The organism is Treponema putidum (assembly GCF_024401155.1).
GTDB lineage: Bacteria > Spirochaetota > Spirochaetia > Treponematales > Treponemataceae > Treponema_B > Treponema_B putidum.
The window spans coordinates 112,993-131,535 of the sequence record NZ_CP038804.1 but is presented as its reverse complement, the minus strand read 5'-3'; the positions used below and the strand labels follow the sequence as shown (position 1 = coordinate 131,535).

Below are 18,543 nucleotides of genomic sequence, written 5' to 3'. Positions count from 1 at the left end.
ATTAAGCTAAATGATAATTTAGAGCAGCAAGCTCAGGCTATTTTTAAAGCCTGGTTCGTCGATTTTGAGCCATTTGGCGGTGTAATGCCTGATGATTGGAAGATTGGGAATTTGGAAGATGTTATAAAATTTTATAATGGATATGCTTTTAAAAGCAAAGAATTATTAAATAAACAAAAAAAAGTTGTTATGCAGTATTTAAACAAGGACACATAAAATCTGGAGGCGGTTTTATACCTACAGGAACAAAAAGCTGGTTTCCTAAAAAAAAGTCTGAAAATTTACAAAAATATATTCTTTGCAAAGGTGATATACTTATGGCTATGACAGACATGAAGGATAATGTTGCAATTCTTGGTAATACAGCTGTTATGGCTGTAGATAATCAATATTTACTCAATCAAAGAGTAGGATTACTCAGATGCAATGGAAAATATGAAATATCATATCCATACATATACTTACTTACAAATAGTAAGGATTTTTTACAAGATTTAAGGAGTCGTGCTAATAGCGGAGTTCAGGTTAACTTATCATCTGCAGCGATAAAAGAGTCTTCGATAATAATACCTTCTAGGTCTACAAATATAAAATTTAACCAAATTGTAAAACCTATGTTTGAAATTACTTTTAAAAATAATATGGAAATTGATCGCCTTACATCCCTCCGCGACACTCTATTACCAAAGCTCATTTCTGGAGAGATAGATATTTCAAACATCGAGATATAGAATGCAAAGCTAATAATCACTGAATTCAAGGATAATCAATCTTAGGTTAAAGCTATTTTTTATACTAATTTATTGTTATTACTTGATAAAAAGTATCAAATTTGGTACAATATATTCAATGAAAATGGATAAAGCAGTTATAGCTAAATTCTTTAAGACCGAAACAGGAAATGAACCTGTTCGTGATTTTCTAAAAGACTTAGCTCCGGATGATCGAAAAACAATAGGAGCCGATATAATGGCAATAGAAATGTCTTGGCCTATCGGATATCCTGCTGTAAGAAAGCTTGATTCAAATTTATGAGAGGTGCGTTCAAATATTTCGGATAAAAGAATCAGCAGAGTGTTTTTTACGATATTAGAAAGAAATATGATATTGCTCCATGCAATTATAAAGAAAAGCCAAAAAACTCCGCAAGAGGATATAGGTTTGAGTAAAAAAAGAAAGAATTTAGTACTAGGGAGGCACTATGAATAAAAAATATGTAGGAAGCTCTTTTGAAGATTTTCTTGAAGAAGAAAATATTGAGGTTGAAGTTAGAAATGAAGCTATAAAAAGATTAATTTCATATAATTTGGTGAATGAAATGAATGCTCAAAATATTAACAAAACAGAGATGGCAAAAAAAATGAATACATCAAGAGCCGCATTGAATAGACTTCTTAATCCTAAAAATGATTCGGTTACCTTGGCTACGCTAACAAAAGCAGCAAATGTATTAGGTAAAAAGTTGGTTTTACAATTGCAATAAAATAACAATCTTTTTTATCCGATTGTTTTGATTTTATTCGTGATTTAACCCGCTAAATTATCATTTATCTTAATAAGACTTTTGATTTTTTTATCAATAGGTTCTGATACGGATAAAATCTTTTTTTGTTATTCCAACTTTGGAATATTAAATTTTAATTTATTAAGTGTTTCAGTTCTTGAACTTGGAACTGTAGTTCTTTCGTTATATTTTTTTAAATCTAATAACATTATTTTATAATATAAAAAATGATAGAAATTTCCCCTCTCCTTGACTTTCAGCTATCGTAATGTTAATATCCCTTTAGGTGCTGGAGTAAATATCACGGAGATTTTATGACTGAAAAAAAGATTTTTCCATTTGTACAAATTGAGGGACAGGAAGATATAAAGCTTGCAATAATTTTAAATTTAATATGTCCTGAAATTTCGGGTGTCCTTATACGAGGAGAAAAGGGAACCGGAAAATCTACAATTGTGCGGGGAATAGGAGATCTGATGCAAAGGCATGGAGAAAGCCTTAAAGTTGTGGAGCTTCCTATAAATGCTACGGAAGACAGAGTCGCCGGTTCAATAGATATAGAAAGAGTTTTAAAAACGGGAGAAAAAGTTCTTCAAAAAGGAATCTTAGCAGAAGCTGACGGAAATATTTTATATGCAGATGAGATAAATCTATTGGAGGATTATATAGTCGACCTCTTATTGGATGCGGCTGCCATGGGTGTAAATACAATAGAAAGAGATGGAATTTCATACAGTCATTCATCCAAATTTATTTTAATAGGAACAATGAATCCTGAAGAAGGAGAATTAAGGCCGCAGCTTTTAGACCGCTTCGGCTTATTGGTAGATGTAAAAAGCGAAAAGGATGGTGCTTTAAGAAAAGAAATTATAAAAAAAAGGCTGGCCTTTGAAACTGATCCTGTAGAATTTATAAACTCTTCTTATCAAGAAGAAAAAAAATTAGTATCAAAAATAAAAGAAGCTCAAAAACATTTTCCTTATATTAAAGTAAGAGATGAGATTTTAAACTTGGTTGTAAGCCTTTCCATAGGTCTAAACGTGGACGGGCACAGAGGAGACCTAACCTTAGTTAGAGCCGCTAAGGCCTATGCAGCCTTTCGCGAAAGGGATGAAGTTACAAAAGACGATATTATCCGTTTAGCCCAAATGGTCTATTCTCACAGGCTTAGAAAAAAACCTTTTGAAGAAATAAACCCATTAAACCGATCAGACATTGAGAATATTCTGAATGAAAGGCTTTGATTATCCTTTTAGCATCCTTGTAGGTCAAAAAAAATTAGTAAGGGCACTCCTTATCCTTGCTGTCAGCGATAAAATAAACAGCCTCCTTATAGCCGGAGGAAAGGGAACCGGAAAAAGCATTGCAGCAGGAAGCTTAAAAAACATTTCCGATATTTCTATCGTTAATGTCCCGCTCAATATAACAGAGGAAAATTTATTCGGCGGTTTGGATATAAAAAAAACACTTGAATCTGGTAAAAATCATTTTCAACAAGGAATCTTAACCAAAGCCGAAAATAAAATTTTATATATTGATGAGATAAACCTCTTTCCGAATGAGTATATCAATACGATATTGGATGCAATAGAAACAGGTTTTATTCAAATAGAACGTGACGGATACTCCGATAAAAGAATAATAGAGTCCAAGCTCATAGGTACAATGAATCCTGAAGAAGGATTTTTAAACAATTCGATTACTGATAAATTTTCAATCTATGTAGAAACAAATTCAAATTTAAACAAAGAAGAAAGATTAAAAATATTAAAAATAAATTTAGACCTTGATAATGGAGATAGAAACCTGATTGAAAAATTAAAAAAAGAAGATAAAATTTTATCCGATAAAATTCAGCTTGCAAAAAAAATATTAAACCGAATAAAAATATCGGACTCGATAATTACAAAAGCTGAAGCTCTTAGCAAAGAAGCAAACTGCTTAGGTTACAGAGCGAGCATTTGTCTTGTACACACGGCAAGAGCTCTTGCAGCCATTGACAACCTCAGATATATCACAGACAAAAACTTACAAGAAGCCGCCGAGCTGGTTCTTAAACACAGAAAAAACAACTTATCCGAAACACAAAACAATAACAAAATAAAATCGGACAAAGACAATGATGATAAAAAGAATTCCGATAAAAATAAAACAGAAGAAAAAACTAATAAAAAAATAGAATCAAAATCCCGAATTTCAAATAATAAAAACAACTCCACAGAAGACAAAGATCATAATACCAATAATCAAAAAGGAATAAACTATAAGAATCCGGATACGGAGCTTGCAGATAAAATTTTTAAAATAAAAAATCTTTTAAACATTAATGAAGATAATTCTTTTAGAAAAGGGCTAGGCAAAAGAAATAAGACCCGCACCGATGAACTAAAAGGAAAGACATTCGGCTGCACAAGGTCAAATCAAAATCTTCATAATCTGGCTATTATACCCACAATAAAATCGGCCGCTTCGCATCAAATAAAGCCTAAAGAAGGCATTATTAAAATAAACAAAGATGATTATAAATTCAAAAAAAGGAAAACCCGTATAGGTGCCTCTATTATTTTTTTAGTAGATGCAAGCGGTTCAATGGGCGCAATGAAGCGGATGAAAGAAACAAAAAATGCGATCCTATCTTTATTGATGGATTCTTACCAAAAACATGACGAAGTTTCTATGATTACCTTTTCCGGAACAAAGGCGGAGATAATATTACCCTTTACAAGAAGCGTCTTGCTTGCAAAAAGAGAGTTACAGATAATCCCAACAATAGGCAAAACACCCCTATCTCTAGGCTTAAACAAAGCCTTGGAATATTTTAAAATACATAAGCTAAAAAATAAAGATATGATTCCTTTGCTATTTTTAATTACAGACGGAAGATCTAATCACGGTTCCGTTTTTTTTGATGAGCCCATTAAGGATGCTCTTTTTATTTCTAAAAAAATAAGGCATGAAAATATTTATTCTGTTGTTATAGATACCGAATCGGGTTTTGTAAAATTAGCACTTGCTGAAGAACTTGCAAAAAATTTAAATGCAAGATACTATCAAATAGAAGATTTAAAACCTGAAATTCTAACCGAGATTGTACATCAAAATACGGAATACTCTCTATCCCGTATTGATATTATGGAGGAAAAGAGATGAATTTAACGGGAATTTTTTATGGGGATACCAGAGCCTTTGAATTTCAATCAGCTGTAAAACAGGTGAAAGATTCTGAAAATATGAATTTAAATATTTTTTGCTTTGATGTTATAAAAGTAAATTCCGATAAAAGTATATTCCAACAAATGTGCAGCAAACTAAAAATATCTGATGCAATAATTATGCATTTTCACGGTTCATCCGCACATTTACAAAACCTTGAAACTGTAATCCGAATTATAAAAGGTAAAAAAATATTCTTTGATTGTTCAATCCCTGAAGAAATCAGCTCAATTATGTCTTACAGTTCTATTAAACCGAAAGAATATATAAAACTGCATAGTTATTTTAAGGCAGGCGGATCGGATCAAATTGCAGAGTTTATAAAACTATTTTCAAACATTACAACAGGGACAAATTATATCTTAGAGCCTTTAAAAAAAAGAAAAACAATAGGAATATACAAGAACGGAAATTTACTTAATGAAGATGAAGAAAAATTATTATCCGATATTGCCGCTTCCGGAAAAAACATTATAGGCATTGTTGCACACTATCCTTTTTTACTTAATCAAAATATGAGACATGTCGACGCGGTTATTGAGGAGCTAAAAAAACAGGGAGCCGAATGTATCTGCATTATCGGGAGACTTGGTCCGCAAGATAATGATGGGGTACTGCAAGCTATGGAAAAATATTTTTATTTTAACGGAAAATTAATTATAGATGCAATAATTCTGACAACGGGATATACCATATCTTCTTATTACCAAAATGAATTTAAAAATTTTATTCATTCATGTTTTGAAAATTTTAATCTTCCTGTATTTCAAGCTATCACAAGCTATCTTTCAAAAGAAGAATTTGAAAAATCACCTTCAGGATTGGACATAGCCTCGATTTCATTAAATATATATCAACCTGAAATCGACGGTCAAATTATTACTATACCCATAGCTGCTTCCGAAGAAATAGAAAAAAACGGAATTGTAGGGCGGGTTTTTGTACCAATGCCCGAACGAGTAAAAGCCCTATGTGAACTTGTACACAGGTTTGCCCAATTAAAAAATAAAAAGCCTCAAGAAAGGCGGATTGCAATTATTTTGCACAACTATCCTCCAAGAAATGACCTAATAGGTTCGGCCCACGGATTGGATACACCGAACTCTTTATGGAACATACTTCAATTTTTAAAGGAAGAAAATTATAGTTTGGATTTCAATTTTTCAAACGGACAAGAAATTATCGATGAGTTAATCCGCAGAGGAACAAATGAATGGAAATGGACATCACCTGAAACAATTTGGAAATTTAAAGCTGATTCCATAAGCTCAAAAAAATATGAAGACTGGTATAAAAATCTTCCCGAATTCAACCGCACTGATTTAAAACAAAAATGGGGCAATTCTCCCGGCCTATCCATGCTTATGGATGACCATATTGTGATTCCGGGAATTATAGACGGAAATATTTATATCGGACTTCAGCCTGCACGAAGCCCGGAAGATGCAATCATAGAAACTTATCATGACACTCACAATCCGCCCCCTCATTCATACTTAGCCTTTTACAAATGGGTTGACAATATTTTTAAGGCGGATGCTATTATCCATGTGGGGACACACGGTACTTTAGAATGGCTTCCGGGAAAAGAAATCGCTCTTTCAAAAGAAAGTTATCCTGACATAAATATCTATTCTATTCCTCATTTTTATATCTATAATTTAGGTATATTGGGGGAAGGAATGCAGGCAAGAAGGCGATCCCACGCTGCAATTTTAAGTCATTTAATTCCAAGCTTTGCTGAATCGGATACTTATGACTACCTTCAAGAATTAGAGGATATGTTAGAAAAATATGAACATGCTAAACAGTCGGCTCCCTCTCAACAAAATAACGTAACGGAAAGTATTTTTAAACTGGCAAATGAACATTCTATTTTAAAGGATCTTAAAATAAAATATGAGGATGCAATTAAATATCCCGAACAAAACCTTATTTTAATTCATAATTGGATTCACAAAATAAAAAATTCCATCGTAAGGGACGGGCTTCATATATATGGAAAGACTCCTGAAAAAAAACGCTTGCTACAATTAGTAAAGGGATTATCTGTAATTAGCCAAGACGATACGGAGGGCTTAGAGGATGCAATTATAATTTCTTTGGGATATAGTCCTAAAGAGATTAGGAAAAATTTAAGCGATACCGAAAAAAATAATTTTAATGACTATAAAATTTTAGAACAATCAAAGAAAACAGCAGATAAGTTAATCAGTGAGCTAAACGAAGTAAAATTTAATGAAGCCGCTATTGATAAGCTGCCGTTTTTTCAAAACAATAAATCCAATAATTACGAATTAAAACAAAGCCTTAAATTTATTTGCAGGGAAGTATATCCCCGTCTTATAAAAACCGATAATGAAAAAACCTCCCTTATCAAGGGCTTAAACGGAGAGTTTATTTTACCAGGCCTTGGCGGAAATCCAAGCCGAGGCAATATCAAGCTGCTGCCCACAGGAAGAAATTTTTATTCAATTAACCCTGAAGAAATTCCGAGTAAGACTGCATACGAAACAGGAAAAAAATTAGGTTCTCTGCAAATAGCGGCATATTATAAAGAACATAAAACTTATCCGAAAAATATAGCTATCATTGTATATTCCACAAATACAATGAAAACCTATGGAGAAGACATAGGTGAAATATTTTTTCTTATGGGTGTACGCCCTCTTTACATAAAGAACACACAGACGGTATGCGGAGTGGAAGCAATTTCTCTTGAAGAATTGGGGCGGCCTCGTATTGATGTTACAATGCGCATTTCAGGACTTTTTAGAGACTCCTTTCCGAATTTAATTTTTTTAATGGATGAGGCAGTTAATTCGGTAGCATTTCTTGATGAAGATGATGAAATGAACCCCATTAAAAAAAACATTCAAGAAACAATTAAAAAATTTGTAGATGAAGGAATACCGGCCGACAAGGCAAGGGATAGAGCCTCGGTAAGAGTTTTTAGCGCTCCTTCAGGAACTTATGGGGCGGGACTTGCAAATTTAATCGAATCAAAAAAATGGCAAAACTTTGAAGACCTTGCCGAAGCCTATATAACATGGAGCAGCCATGCATATTCAAAAAAATTTCATGGAGAAAAAGATACAAGGGCATTTGAAAACCTTTTAAGCAAAACCGATATGGCTATCAAAAACGAAGTAAGCCGTGAAATAGATCTTTTAGATTGCGATGATTTTTATAATTATCACGGAGGGCTTATAGCTGCCGTAACTTCCAAGTCGGGAAAAAAGCCCTATGTTTCGGTGGGAAACACTGCCGATATTAATATTCCTGAAACCATGACCTTAGATCAAGAGACGTCCCGTGTTATGCGCTCCAGAATTCTTAATCCAAAATGGCTTGAAGGTTTAAAGGAGCATGGCTATAAAGGCGCACAGGAAATATCCAAGGTTATGGATAATCTCTTCGGTTGGGATGCTGCCGCCGATAATGTAGAAGATTGGATGTATGAAGATTTTGCGAAGACCTTTCTTTTTGATAAAAACACATTAAACTGGATAAAATCGGTTAATAAAAATGCAGCTTATCAAATAGTAGAGCGTTTACTTGAGGCAAATCAGCGTAAAATGTGGAATGCAAAATCTGAAAGCCTTGAAAAATTAAAAAGCATATTTTTAAATATGGAAGCTGAGTTGGAATCTTATGGAGAATAAAAAAACAAAAAAAACGGATATATAGACAAACCATTTGATTTTGAGTATCATGTAAAAATCTTGACAAAAAACAGAGTCCATTTAATTTATTTCAATGCAGATTGAAATAGCTTATGAAGCCGCAAAGCGGAATACTCCGCCGCTTAAAACGGAGTAAGATCAAATTTCATAAGGGGATTATTATGAAAAAACGAATTACCATTTGGTTTGCTGCAATACTGATGACGCTTTCTTTTACATCAGTGTGGGCAAAGGGAAGTCAAGAGACAAAAAGTGAAACCGACCTTAAAAAAATAGGTCAACTGGAATTAAAGTATGCTAAATCTTTTTCTGTCGATTACTATGAACAGGGAATAAAAAAGTATACCGATGTTGAAGGAAGAGAAGTTTGGTTCGTTCCAAGAGGCAAAACAATAAAGGGTGGAGAAAATCTTAATATCATTGAAACGCCCGTCAAGTCTTTAATTATTTTATCGACCGTGCATGCAACCCTTCTTCGTCCTATAGGAGAGTTGGATAAAGTTACAGGAACATCCGTACAATCCTCCACATGGAAAATTCCTGAAATAAAAAAAGGAATGGATGACGGTAAAATAAAATTTATCGGTAGTAAAAACGCTTTAGACTATGAAATGCTTCATGCATTAAACGCAGATGCCATTTTATTGACTTACGAAAATATGGCAAGAACTCCGGGTATAATTTCCAAATTTGATGAACTGGGACTTAAGTGGATAGGGGTTTCAAATCATCAGGAAGCTGACCCCCGAGCCCGTCTTGAATGGGTAAAATTTGCCGGAGAAATAACGGGAAAAGAAAAAGAAGCAAATAGGTACTATGAAAAAGAATTGGCAAGAATAAATGCGGTAGAAGAAATGAACAAAAAATCCGCAAATAAGACTACCTTTGCTTCGGCTTTTATGTCTAAAGATATCTTCTATATTCGAAATGCAGGAGATTACAATGTAAAGATGTTTGAAATACTTGGAATCAACTATATTTTCAAAGACTTAAATCCCGATAAAAACGGAAACACAAAGATGAATGCTGAAGAATTTTATAAGGGAGCAGAAAAGGCAGACTTCTTCTTTTATGACAGCGTAAACGGAAGTGCCATTAAAAGTACTTCAGATTTAACCGCCTTTGCCGAATATTTAAAAGATCTAAAAGCCGTAAAAGAAAACCGAGTTTGGGGCGTTAAACCCAACTACTATCAGAGTGCAGATCATGTTGCAGATATGATTGAAGAATTAAATAAAATAATTCATTCAAAACCCGGAGAATTAACCGAAACGGAATACTTCTATTTATTTAGTGCACCGGTTCCGGCAGAAAAAAAATAACACATGCATACCGAAAAGAAAAGACGGATTACCATAGTTTTTATAATCCTGATAATTTTATTTATAGTTGCGGTATTAATAAATATTGTTTCAGGTTCCGTATCTTTTAGCTTAAAAGATATTTGGGATATCTGTATAGGAGAAAGAACTCCAAGTACCTTGGAATATAATGTTTTATTTAAAATACGGTTTCCGAGAATTCTTGCCGCCGTTCTTTTCGGTATTGCCTTATCGATATCGGGATTTTTATTACAAACTTTTTTTAGAAACCCGATTGCAGGGCCCTATGTATTAGGTATTTCATCAGGAGCACGGCTCTTTGTCGGATTTATAATTTTAACCAATTTTACATTTAATATTTCTTTTAATTCTTTATTTCTGATTTTTTCTGCATCTGCTATAGGAAGTATTCTATCGATGCTTTTAGTATTAGCCTTTGCAAAACGGGTAAGAGACATTTCAATACTGATTGTTGTAGGTATCATGATAGGCTACATAGCCTCTGCGGGAACAAATTTTATGATAGCTTTTGCTTCCGATTATAAAATTGCGGGACTTACTATGTGGTCGATGGGCAGTTTTTCAGGCATCACATGGAAGATGATTCAAATTTCTGCAATAATTATTGTTCCGGCTGTAATCGGAGTATTCTGTTTATCAAAACCCTTACAAGCCTATCTCCTCGGAGAAAACTATGCAAAGAGCATGGGAGTTAATGTTAAAAATTTCAGACTAGCCCTTATTTTTCTATCAAGTATTCTTTCTGCCTGTGTTACAGGATTTGCAGGGCCTATATCCTTTGTAGGTATAGCCGTTCCTCATTTAACGCGTCTTATTATTTCAACCTCGCAGCCTAAAATACTGATACCGGCAGTTACATTGATGGGTGCAAGTTTTTCTCTTTTAAGCGACTATTTTGCACGAACATTATTTGCTCCTACGGAACTAAGTCTAAGCACAATTACATCGATTATAGGCGCTCCGATTGTCATTTATCTGATGACCTGTAAAAATAAAAAATATGGAACTATTTAAATTAAAAAAACTTGATGTCGGATACGGCAGCACCATTATCATAGGTAACGTTGAGGTAGAATTAGAGCAAGGGCAAATACTTTGCCTTATGGGACCTAACGGATCAGGAAAATCAACAATAATCAAAACAATTACACAACACATAAAAAAATTAGGTGGAAAAGTTTTTATAGGCGAAAAAGATATTGAAAAACTTAACAATATAGAACAAGCAAAAAAAATAAGTGTAGTTCTGACCGACAGGATAAGCCCTCATCTTATGACTGCCGAAGAAATCGTTGCAACAGGCAGATACCCTCACACAAATAAATTCGGAAAAATGACGGAAGCAGATTACATAGCTGTTGATGATGCAATAAAAATCGTAGACGGAGAGGCATTAAAACACAAAGAATTTCTTTCGTTAAGTGACGGTGAAAAACAGCGTATAATGATTGCAAGAGCAATTTGCCAAGAAGCTGATCTAATGATTCTTGATGAGCCGACTTCTTTTTTGGATATCAGATATAAAATAGATCTTCTGGGAATCTTGCGCACCCTAGCTAGAGAAAGAAATAAGATTATCATTCTTTCTTTACATGAACTGGATTTGATACCTAAAATTGCAGATAAAATACTTTTAATTTTAGACAAGAATAATTACTTATACGGAGTGCCGGAAGAGATTATAAGCGACAAGTCGATTTGTAAGGCCTTTGATATAAAAAACGGTTCATATAATACCCTCTTAGGAAATATAGAACTGGCACGCCGAGACACCTCCTGCAAAATTTTTGTTGTCGGAGGCGAAGGCAGGGGAATTCCAGTATACCGTCTTCTCAATAAATATGAAATAAGTTTTAACTCAGGTATTCTATTTGAAAATGACTTAGACACACCTATAGCTAAGTCTTTAAGTATCGAATACCTTGTCCAAAAATCTTTTGAACCTATAAACGATACAATATTTAAAGAAGCAAAACTTTTAATTGAAAAATCGGATATGATTATAGATTGCGGTGCATCTTTTGCAGGTATCAACAGTAAAAATTCGGAGTTGGTAAAATATGCGGAAGAATTAAATAAAACTGTTATCAGCCTAAAAGAAAGACAAGAGTATAATCGCTATACTTATTGTAAAACATATTCCCAATTATTACACGCTATCAATGGCCTTAAACATCCGCACGAATAAAAAAAGCGGTGGGCTGCAAAAATGCTCCATTTTAAAGAATGGGGTCATTTTTGTATTACCGCACCGCTGACTAACACGAAAGAAGCTCATGCGCTTTACGCTTCATAAGCCTCAAAAGGCATTACAGAAATTTGCAGCCTTTATTTCGGTATTCCGAAACTTCCGCGATGATAGCATCGACGTCCATAACCATTTCCATCATGCTTACCTGCGCTTCATAGACCGCAGGGTCTATTTGGCTCTTAATTTCCGGTTCTGCCACGTGATAGCACAAGAGTCCCAACGAGACTCCAGCCAACGGACCTGCAAAAGTCGGGTCGCCTACTGTAACAGTTTCGCAGGCTAAACCTGAAGATTCCGCTTCTGCACCGCCCAAAAGAACGATTACGTTCTCAGGACCGTATTTTTCAGCTAAATCTTTGACTCGCTTTTGGTTTTCCAAGTCCATTGCTCCTGCGCTTGTTCAGACAAAGCATTCGGTTGCAGCATATACAACCTCAGCACCTGCCGATTCTGCACAGAGCTTAATAGCCTCCCCGGGAACGCCGTCTCTGTCACCAATGATGATGACTTTTTTGGTTTTTAAATCAACCATAGCATCCTCCTAGGATAAATTTTTTAAGGCAGACCAACCTGCCCCACGGTCTATTAAACCGTATCTTTAAAAAGCCGTTAAAAAAACTTATCGTCTTTTTTACGGCTTAAAAGATTAAAACTTAAAATTAGATGTATTTTTTAACCATTTCTTCAATTTTAGCAATGGTCAAATCGTTTCCCGTAACGCCGTCTTTGCGCACTCCATCAATATAGATGAGCATTGTAGGAAGACCTAAGACCTGCTCTTTCATAGCAACACGCCTTGCACCGTCAATATTGAATGAGCAAAACTTTGCCTTTCCGGCATGGCGTTCTGCCATTGCATGAACATCCGGCATTAATTGTTTACAAGGAACGCATCCTTCCGACCAAAAATCTACAAATGTTACACCCTTTGACTGATGAACTTCTTGTTCAAAATTTTCTTTTGTCAATTCAACCATTTTTTTTCTCCTATAAAAACTTTTTGCAGGAAACCTCAGTTTCCGAAAAAAAGTTTTTTCAAGCGGTTTGTTTACAAACCGCATATAATAATGCGATGTTTTGTACCTTTGGTACAAAACTCGATAGATAAACAGTGAGGCTGAATTCCTGCCGAACTGTTTATCGTATCTCCTTATTTTTTCATAGCCATTTTGGCTTTGATATCGTCAATATAGTGGCCTGCCCAGATACCGGCAAGAGCACCGTCGGCTGCTGCCGTAACAACCTGCCTTGATTCTTTTTGAATAACATCGCCTACGCCGTAAATACCGGGTACGTTTGTTTCCATTTTTCCGTTTGTAAGGATGTAGCCGTTTTCATCAAGATCAACCAAGCCCTGAATAAAAGCGGTTTGAGGATTGTGTCCGATAAATACGAATACGCCTTCGGTATCGAATTTGGAAGTTTCGCCTGTCTTTGTATCCTTTAAGATAACACTGTCTACAAGGCCGTCTCCGCAAACCTCTTCAACAACGGCATTCCATTTAAAGGCCATTTTAGGATTGGCAAAAGCCTTTTCTTGAATGGATTTTGCAGCTCTAAGCTCGTCCCGTCTGTGAACGATAGTTACTTTGTCGGCAAATTTTGTAAGATACATGGCTTCTTCAACAGCGGAGTCTCCGCCGCCGATAACTACGATTTCGCACTCTTCAAAGAAGGCTCCGTCACATGTTGCGCAGTACGAAACGCCCTTTCCCCAGTGTTCTTTTTCACCCTTACAGCCGAGCTCTCGGGCACTGGCACCAGTTGCAACAACAACAGCCAAACATTCATACTTTACGCCGTCACTTCCGTGAACGATACGTGTAGGCGAATTAGGAACAAGTTCGATTTTTTCGGCCTTTGCTCTTTTAAATTCTACACCGAATTTTTCGGCATGTTTTTTAAAGGCTTCGGTCAGAGCAGGACCTGAAGATTCAGGAAAACCGGGGTAGTTTTCGATTTCTTCAGTAATATAGCACTGCCCGCCTTGATTGGATTTTTCTTCAAGAATAACCGTCTTTAACTTTGAACGGGCTGCATAAATTCCTGCGGCCATACCGCCGGGACCGCCTCCAATTATAACCAAATCATATTTTTCTGACATAAAGTCCTCCTAAATATCTACGCTTAAATATACCAGTTTTTTCTATTTTAATCAAGATAGCGGTTATATTTATCTGATATGAAAAAGCTTATGTTCTTTACTTAAAAATATATAACAAATGCAGCGGTTAGCTTGAATAGATTTTCGATTTTTGTTAGAATAAAGGCCTTATGAAAAAAGCATGTATTTTTGATTTAGACGGAACTTTAACCAATTCTCTTTATTCGATAGCTCATTTTTTAAACGCTGAAACGGCTAAATACGGCATACCGCCTGTAGATGCGGAAGAATTTAAAATATTAACCGGAAACGGTGCAAGAAAACTTGTACAAAGAGTCCTTGAACGATCCGGAAAAAACGATAAGGCCTTAGAAGAAAAAATTCTTACAGAATATAATGCAGCCTATGATGCCGACCCCGTTTATCTATGCGAGGCCTATCCGGGAATTAAAGAACTTTTAGCGGATTTAATCAAAAACGGGATTTCGGTAAATGTGCTTTCAAATAAGCCCCACTCCACAACAGAAAAAGTGGTTAAGACAATTTTCGGCGAAAATACTTTTTCATGTATCTTAGGTGCCAGGGATTCCGTTCCCTTAAAGCCTGAGCCTGCAGGTGTCTACGAAATTTTAAAAATTCTCAAGCTCGAAAAAGAAGATTGCCTTTACATAGGAGATACTGCAACGGACGTTCAAACCGGAAAAAATGCAGGCCTTTTTACGATCGGCGTTTTATGGGGTTTTAGGCAGCGTCCCGAACTGGAAAAAGCTGGTGCTGATGTAATAATCTCAAAACCTGAAGAAATCCTAAAAATAGCCTTAAACTAAGGGCGATTAATTTAGCCTCTACTTCAGACACCCAATATAAAGGCTGCTCCTGCACACACCAGAGGTATCAGTATATTGTCAAAGTCCTTTAATGGAAGAGCTTCCGTTCCGGTTGCGATGACGGCAATACAAAGACTTTTTATAAAACTCCTGCTTATTGCAAAACTAGAAATAAAAACGGCAGTAAAACAGGCGATGCTTCCTGCAAAGGTTTTATCTTTGGAAATATTTAGGTGCTGTCTTCCCCAAAGTTTCCCGACAAGGCTTGCAAGCCCGTCACCTAAAGCCAGTGCCATAATTCCTATACTTGCTTCCTTAAATGGAAAAATAAGAAGACTGCTTATAACCCCCAAAGAAAGAGTTACAGGCCCTAAGACAAATTTTCCCTTATCCCGTTTCCTTGCTGCAAAGCCTGTAATACTTGAAATCATAAAAATATTATGACCTCTTAATCTTAAAACTTCAAAAACCGTATATAAGCAGGTTATAAAGGACAAGGCTATTATAGTTGGGTAAAAAAAGTGCCTTGCAAAAAGGGGAACAAAGGCTGCACAAAGATGGATAGTCTTTCGGAAGGTTTCCTTTATTAGGACTTCAATCTTTTCATTTTGAGAAAATTTCTTATACCTCAAGTTTCTTAAAAAACTCATAGGCACTAAAACATTCCTGCACACAAAACAGTTGCTATCTTAAAGTAAATAATCAAACTTACCGTATCTACAATTGTCGTAATCAAAGGGCCGGCCATAATTGCAGGGTCAAGTTTTAATTTTTTTGCAATAATGGGGAGAATACCGCCTGTAATCTTTGCTACACTTACGGTTGCAACAAGGGTGGCACCTACAGTAAGGGCAACCATAGGATTTCTTCCTCCAAGAAAGACCGATTTTAAAAAACTAAAAAGGCCTAAGGTAAAGCCTACCAAAACGGAAATGCCCAGCTCCTTAAAAAAAACTTTTTTCCAATCCTTTAACTCTATTTCTCCTGTAGCCAAACCTCGGATAATCAAGGTCGAAGATTGACTTCCCGAATTACCGCCCGTATCCATCAGCATAGGAATAAAGGCCGTTAAAATGGTCATAGAGGCAAGTAAATGGGTGTATCGTTCGATTATAGTTCCGGTAAAGGTTTCCGATACCATCAGCAAAAGAAGCCAGCCTATTCGGTGTTTTGCAAGTTTAAAGATTCCCGTCTCAAGGTAAGTTTCTTCGTTAGGCTGCATACCGGCCATCCTCTGAAAGTCTTCGGTAGCTTCCTGTTCCATAACATCCATTATGTCATCAACAGTAATAATGCCTATTAGGCGATTTTCATTATCGACAACGGGGAGAGCCAAAAAGCCGTACTTCTTAAAAGTGAAGGCAACCTTTTCCTGATCATCATGGGTGTTTACACATATATACTCTTTATTAAAAATCTGCTCAATCTTTTTATCTTCATCGGCAAGCACCAATTCTTTAAGAGAAATAAAGCCTTCAAGAACTCTATTTTTGTCGGTAACATAGCAGGTGTAAATGGTTTCGCTTTCCAAACCTATCTTCCGGATATAATCAAGAGCCTGTTTTACTGTCATATCTTTTTTTAAGTCTACGTACTCAATAGTCATAAGACTTCCCGCCGAGTCCTTAGGATATTTTAAGAACTGATTGATAAGCATACGCTCTTCACTGCCGGTATTTTTTAGTATCTTTTTAACGACGTTTGCAGGCATTTCTTCAACAATGTCAACCATATCGTCCAAAAAGATTTCATCCAATATTGAAACCAGCTCTTTATCGGTAGCGGCGGCTATAAAACGGCTTTGCTGTTCTTTGGGTAAAAGAGTAAAAACTTCGGCTGCCATGCTTTTAGGCAGCATTCGGAACATTAGAATGGCATTTTGTGCGGATTCGCTTTCAAGGAATTCGGCTATATCGACCTCGTTTAACTCGGCCAATGTCCTCTGTACTTCAATATACCGTTTTTCGGATAATAAATATTTTATTTGTTCAAACTTGTTTTCTTTCAATTCCATAAGATATCCTCCGAACGATAATGCCGGCAGTGTATCATATTTTTAAGAAAAAATCTAGCTTTCACTCATAATTTGGTATTTGTAAATATCTGTTTTTTATGATATAATACGAAGTAGAAAGTTTTTATGGAGGAAACTTATGAATTACTTATACCTGCTGTTATTGCTTCTTGTATTTCCTTTAGTTTTGCTGCTAAGGGCTCTCACATTTAAACCTAAAAAGCCGAATAAACCTATAATCGAAGATGTAGATATGGACTTTGATAAATCCATAAGCCGGTTTGCCGGTATGATAAAGATTCCCACAGTCTCCCATGCCGATGTCAGCCTTGAAGACCCAACCGTTTTTAAGAAATTCCAAGACTATCTTAATGAGGCCTATCCTCTGGTAACCGAAACTTGCCCCCGCCGAATTTTAGGACCCAAGGGGCTTTTGTATCACTGGAAAGGAAAGAGTTCCGAAAAGGCCTCCGTTTTTATGGCTCATTATGATGTAGTTCCCGTGAACAGGGATGGCTGGAGCAGAGATCCATTCGGGGCGGAAATTATAGATAATGTACTATGGGGCCGCGGCACCTTGGATACGAAGTGTACCCTATGCGGTGTAATGGAAGCTGCCGAGTACCTTCTTTCAAAAGGCTTTGTACCCGAACACGACATTTATCTTTCATTTTCGGGAGATGAGGAGCCGCACGGCCCAAGCTGTCCTGCAATAGTCGAAGAGCTTAAAAAAGAAAATATAAATGTCGGCTTTGTTCTTGACGAAGGAGGAGCCGTAGTTGAAGGCATTTTCCCCGGCATAAAAGAAAGGTTTGCAGTAATAGGTATAGGAGAAAAAGGTCAGATGGATGTGGAGCTTTCGATGGAAAGTAAGGGCGGGCACGCTTCAACTCCTCCAAGACACACAATTGCCGGAGAACTTGCTCAGGCTGTCTGCAACATCGAAAACCATCCCCTCCCCATGCACGTAACACCCCCTGTTTCGGCTATGTTCGATGTTCTCGGCCGTCACGCAGGACTTGGAATGAGATTGGTCTTTGCAAATTTGAAAGTTTTTTATCCCCTCTTTAACATGCTCACAAAAAAAACAGGCGGGGAATTAAATGCCATGCTCCGCAGCACTACAGCCGTAACAAAGATGGCCGGTTCCGATGCCTTTAATGTTATTCCCCCTAAGGCCAGCATAGGCATAAACATCCGCTACTTAGCTGAGGATGGAAAAGAAAACATTATTTCGCATTTTAAAAAGATAATAAAAAATGAGGCCGTAAAGATTGAAGTCAAATACGATGAAGAACCCAGCCGGTATTCAAAAATAGATTGCCCCGAATTTGAGCTTTTAAGCGATGCCGTAAGACAGACATGGGAAGATGCCCTTGTAAGCCCCTACCTTATGATGGCCTGCTCCGACTCCCGGCATTATTCAAGAATCTCAGATAAGGTTTATAGATTTTCTGCAATGCACTTAACAAAAGAGGAACGGGGGCTGATTCACGGCAATGACGAAAGAATACGCTTAGACGAGTTTAAACGGACACTCAGTTTTTTTGTGCGCATAATGAATAAATTTTAACTTATGGGGTCTCTAAAAACATAGGCAG

General features: G+C 36.2%; 19 protein-coding genes. 13 read left to right on the top strand and 6 right to left on the bottom strand.

The window, feature by feature from the left end:
• Positions 1 to 84 precede the first annotated feature (84 nt).
• The 5 genes from E4N74_RS00620 to E4N74_RS00600 all read left to right on the top strand — a co-directional run bounded on the left by E4N74_RS00620 (position 85) and on the right by E4N74_RS00600 (position 1,483).
• Positions 85 to 216 carry a hypothetical protein gene (locus E4N74_RS00620; protein ID WP_255818295.1) on the top strand — a complete coding sequence of 44 codons (132 nt, stop codon included), beginning with the start codon at positions 85 to 87 and terminating at the stop codon, positions 214 to 216.
• Positions 213 to 731, top strand: coding sequence for a restriction endonuclease subunit S (locus tag E4N74_RS00615; protein ID WP_476718558.1), 519 nt, complete (start codon positions 213 to 215; stop codon positions 729 to 731). Before E4N74_RS00620 ends, E4N74_RS00615 begins: the two co-directional genes overlap by 4 nt.
• 118 nt (positions 732 to 849) lie before the next feature.
• Positions 850 to 1,035 carry a hypothetical protein gene (locus E4N74_RS00610; RefSeq protein ID WP_245608768.1) on the top strand — a complete coding sequence of 62 codons (186 nt, stop codon included), beginning with the start codon at positions 850 to 852 and terminating at the stop codon, positions 1,033 to 1,035.
• Positions 1,036 to 1,101: 66 nt separating this feature from the next.
• Positions 1,102 to 1,209, top strand: a complete 108-nt coding sequence (locus E4N74_RS00605; RefSeq protein WP_245609066.1) for a type II toxin-antitoxin system RelE/ParE family toxin — start codon at positions 1,102 to 1,104, stop codon at positions 1,207 to 1,209.
• Positions 1,202 to 1,483 (top strand): helix-turn-helix domain-containing protein, encoded by a 282-nt coding sequence (locus E4N74_RS00600; protein ID WP_044978602.1) that lies wholly within the window; start codon positions 1,202 to 1,204, stop codon positions 1,481 to 1,483. Before E4N74_RS00605 ends, E4N74_RS00600 begins: the two co-directional genes overlap by 8 nt.
• Before the next feature lie 128 nt (positions 1,484 to 1,611).
• Here the strand turns inward: E4N74_RS00600 and E4N74_RS12875 are convergent, their stop codons facing one another.
• Positions 1,612 to 1,764: a restriction endonuclease subunit S gene (locus E4N74_RS12875; protein WP_420832872.1), complete on the bottom strand. Its 153-nt coding sequence runs from the start codon at positions 1,762 to 1,764 to the stop codon at positions 1,612 to 1,614.
• A gap of 54 nt (positions 1,765 to 1,818) precedes the next feature.
• Between E4N74_RS12875 and E4N74_RS00595 the strand changes: the two genes are divergently transcribed.
• The 6 genes from E4N74_RS00595 to E4N74_RS00570 all read left to right on the top strand — a co-directional run bounded on the left by E4N74_RS00595 (position 1,819) and on the right by E4N74_RS00570 (position 11,934).
• Positions 1,819 to 2,748, top strand: coding sequence for a magnesium chelatase ATPase subunit I (locus tag E4N74_RS00595; RefSeq protein ID WP_044978601.1), 930 nt, complete (start codon positions 1,819 to 1,821; stop codon positions 2,746 to 2,748).
• On the top strand, positions 2,735 to 4,654 hold the full coding sequence (locus E4N74_RS00590) for a magnesium chelatase subunit D family protein (RefSeq protein ID WP_044978600.1): 1,920 nt from the start codon (positions 2,735 to 2,737) through the stop codon (positions 4,652 to 4,654). The genes E4N74_RS00595 and E4N74_RS00590 overlap by 14 nt, the downstream gene beginning before the upstream one ends.
• Complete coding sequence (gene cobN, locus E4N74_RS00585) at positions 4,651 to 8,382, top strand: cobaltochelatase subunit CobN (protein ID WP_255818280.1); 3,732 nt, start codon at positions 4,651 to 4,653, stop codon at positions 8,380 to 8,382. Before E4N74_RS00590 ends, cobN begins: the two co-directional genes overlap by 4 nt.
• Before the next feature lie 182 nt (positions 8,383 to 8,564).
• Entirely contained in the window at positions 8,565 to 9,725 is a 1,161-nt protein-coding gene (locus E4N74_RS00580; protein ID WP_044979729.1) for an ABC transporter substrate-binding protein, read from the top strand.
• A 3-nt stretch (positions 9,726 to 9,728) separates the two neighbouring features.
• Positions 9,729 to 10,760 carry a FecCD family ABC transporter permease gene (locus tag E4N74_RS00575; protein ID WP_044978599.1) on the top strand — a complete coding sequence of 344 codons (1,032 nt, stop codon included), beginning with the start codon at positions 9,729 to 9,731 and terminating at the stop codon, positions 10,758 to 10,760.
• Complete coding sequence (locus E4N74_RS00570; protein ID WP_255805795.1) at positions 10,747 to 11,934, top strand: ABC transporter ATP-binding protein; 1,188 nt, start codon at positions 10,747 to 10,749, stop codon at positions 11,932 to 11,934. The genes E4N74_RS00575 and E4N74_RS00570 overlap by 14 nt, the downstream gene beginning before the upstream one ends.
• A 121-nt stretch (positions 11,935 to 12,055) precedes the next feature.
• On the opposite strand, the gene grdA is transcribed toward E4N74_RS00570, so the two are convergent.
• The 3 genes from grdA to trxB form a co-directional block, all read right to left on the bottom strand.
• Complete coding sequence (grdA, locus tag E4N74_RS00565; RefSeq protein ID WP_084224521.1) at positions 12,056 to 12,529, bottom strand: glycine/sarcosine/betaine reductase complex selenoprotein A; 474 nt, start codon at positions 12,527 to 12,529, stop codon at positions 12,056 to 12,058.
• Positions 12,530 to 12,656: 127 nt separating this feature from the next.
• Positions 12,657 to 12,974 carry a thioredoxin TrxA gene (trxA, locus tag E4N74_RS00560; RefSeq protein WP_044978596.1) on the bottom strand — a complete coding sequence of 106 codons (318 nt, stop codon included), beginning with the start codon at positions 12,972 to 12,974 and terminating at the stop codon, positions 12,657 to 12,659.
• 173 nt (positions 12,975 to 13,147) lie between these two features.
• Positions 13,148 to 14,101, bottom strand: a complete 954-nt coding sequence (trxB, locus tag E4N74_RS00555) for a thioredoxin-disulfide reductase (RefSeq protein ID WP_044978595.1) — start codon at positions 14,099 to 14,101, stop codon at positions 13,148 to 13,150.
• A gap of 170 nt (positions 14,102 to 14,271) precedes the next feature.
• On the opposite strand from trxB, the gene E4N74_RS00550 reads away from it, so the two are divergent.
• Positions 14,272 to 14,928, top strand: a complete 657-nt coding sequence (locus tag E4N74_RS00550; protein ID WP_044978594.1) for an HAD family hydrolase — start codon at positions 14,272 to 14,274, stop codon at positions 14,926 to 14,928.
• A 23-nt stretch (positions 14,929 to 14,951) separates the two neighbouring features.
• Here the strand turns inward: E4N74_RS00550 and E4N74_RS00545 are convergent, their stop codons facing one another.
• Complete coding sequence (locus tag E4N74_RS00545; RefSeq protein WP_255818278.1) at positions 14,952 to 15,578, bottom strand: diacylglycerol/polyprenol kinase family protein; 627 nt, start codon at positions 15,576 to 15,578, stop codon at positions 14,952 to 14,954.
• 5 nt (positions 15,579 to 15,583) lie between these two features.
• Complete coding sequence (mgtE, locus tag E4N74_RS00540) at positions 15,584 to 16,942, bottom strand: magnesium transporter (protein ID WP_044978593.1); 1,359 nt, start codon at positions 16,940 to 16,942, stop codon at positions 15,584 to 15,586.
• Between the two features lie 139 nt (positions 16,943 to 17,081).
• Between mgtE and E4N74_RS00535 the strand changes: the two genes are divergently transcribed.
• Entirely contained in the window at positions 17,082 to 18,515 is a 1,434-nt protein-coding gene (locus E4N74_RS00535; protein ID WP_255805792.1) for a M20 family peptidase, read from the top strand.
• The last annotated feature ends 28 nt before the right edge of the window (positions 18,516 to 18,543 follow it).

Coding starts and splice junctions, on each gene's coding strand:
- E4N74_RS00570 (WP_255805795.1), top strand. CDS start 10,747: ATGGAACTATTTAAATTAAAAAAACTTGATGTCGGATACGGCAGCACC.
- cobN (WP_255818280.1), top strand. CDS start 4,651: ATGAATTTAACGGGAATTTTTTATGGGGATACCAGAGCCTTTGAATTT.
- trxA (WP_044978596.1), bottom strand. CDS start 12,974: ATGGTTGAATTGACAAAAGAAAATTTTGAACAAGAAGTTCATCAGTCA.
- E4N74_RS00595 (WP_044978601.1), top strand. CDS start 1,819: ATGACTGAAAAAAAGATTTTTCCATTTGTACAAATTGAGGGACAGGAA.
- E4N74_RS00580 (WP_044979729.1), top strand. CDS start 8,565: ATGAAAAAACGAATTACCATTTGGTTTGCTGCAATACTGATGACGCTT.
- E4N74_RS00590 (WP_044978600.1), top strand. CDS start 2,735: ATGAAAGGCTTTGATTATCCTTTTAGCATCCTTGTAGGTCAAAAAAAA.
- E4N74_RS00605 (WP_245609066.1), top strand. CDS start 1,102: ATGATATTGCTCCATGCAATTATAAAGAAAAGCCAAAAAACTCCGCAA.
- E4N74_RS00600 (WP_044978602.1), top strand. CDS start 1,202: ATGAATAAAAAATATGTAGGAAGCTCTTTTGAAGATTTTCTTGAAGAA.
- E4N74_RS00575 (WP_044978599.1), top strand. CDS start 9,729: ATGCATACCGAAAAGAAAAGACGGATTACCATAGTTTTTATAATCCTG.
- trxB (WP_044978595.1), bottom strand. CDS start 14,101: ATGTCAGAAAAATATGATTTGGTTATAATTGGAGGCGGTCCCGGCGGT.
- E4N74_RS00610 (WP_245608768.1), top strand. CDS start 850: ATGAAAATGGATAAAGCAGTTATAGCTAAATTCTTTAAGACCGAAACA.
- E4N74_RS00620 (WP_255818295.1), top strand. CDS start 85: ATGCCTGATGATTGGAAGATTGGGAATTTGGAAGATGTTATAAAATTT.
- E4N74_RS00545 (WP_255818278.1), bottom strand. CDS start 15,578: ATGAGTTTTTTAAGAAACTTGAGGTATAAGAAATTTTCTCAAAATGAA.
- E4N74_RS00550 (WP_044978594.1), top strand. CDS start 14,272: ATGAAAAAAGCATGTATTTTTGATTTAGACGGAACTTTAACCAATTCT.
- mgtE (WP_044978593.1), bottom strand. CDS start 16,942: ATGGAATTGAAAGAAAACAAGTTTGAACAAATAAAATATTTATTATCC.
- E4N74_RS00535 (WP_255805792.1), top strand. CDS start 17,082: ATGAATTACTTATACCTGCTGTTATTGCTTCTTGTATTTCCTTTAGTT.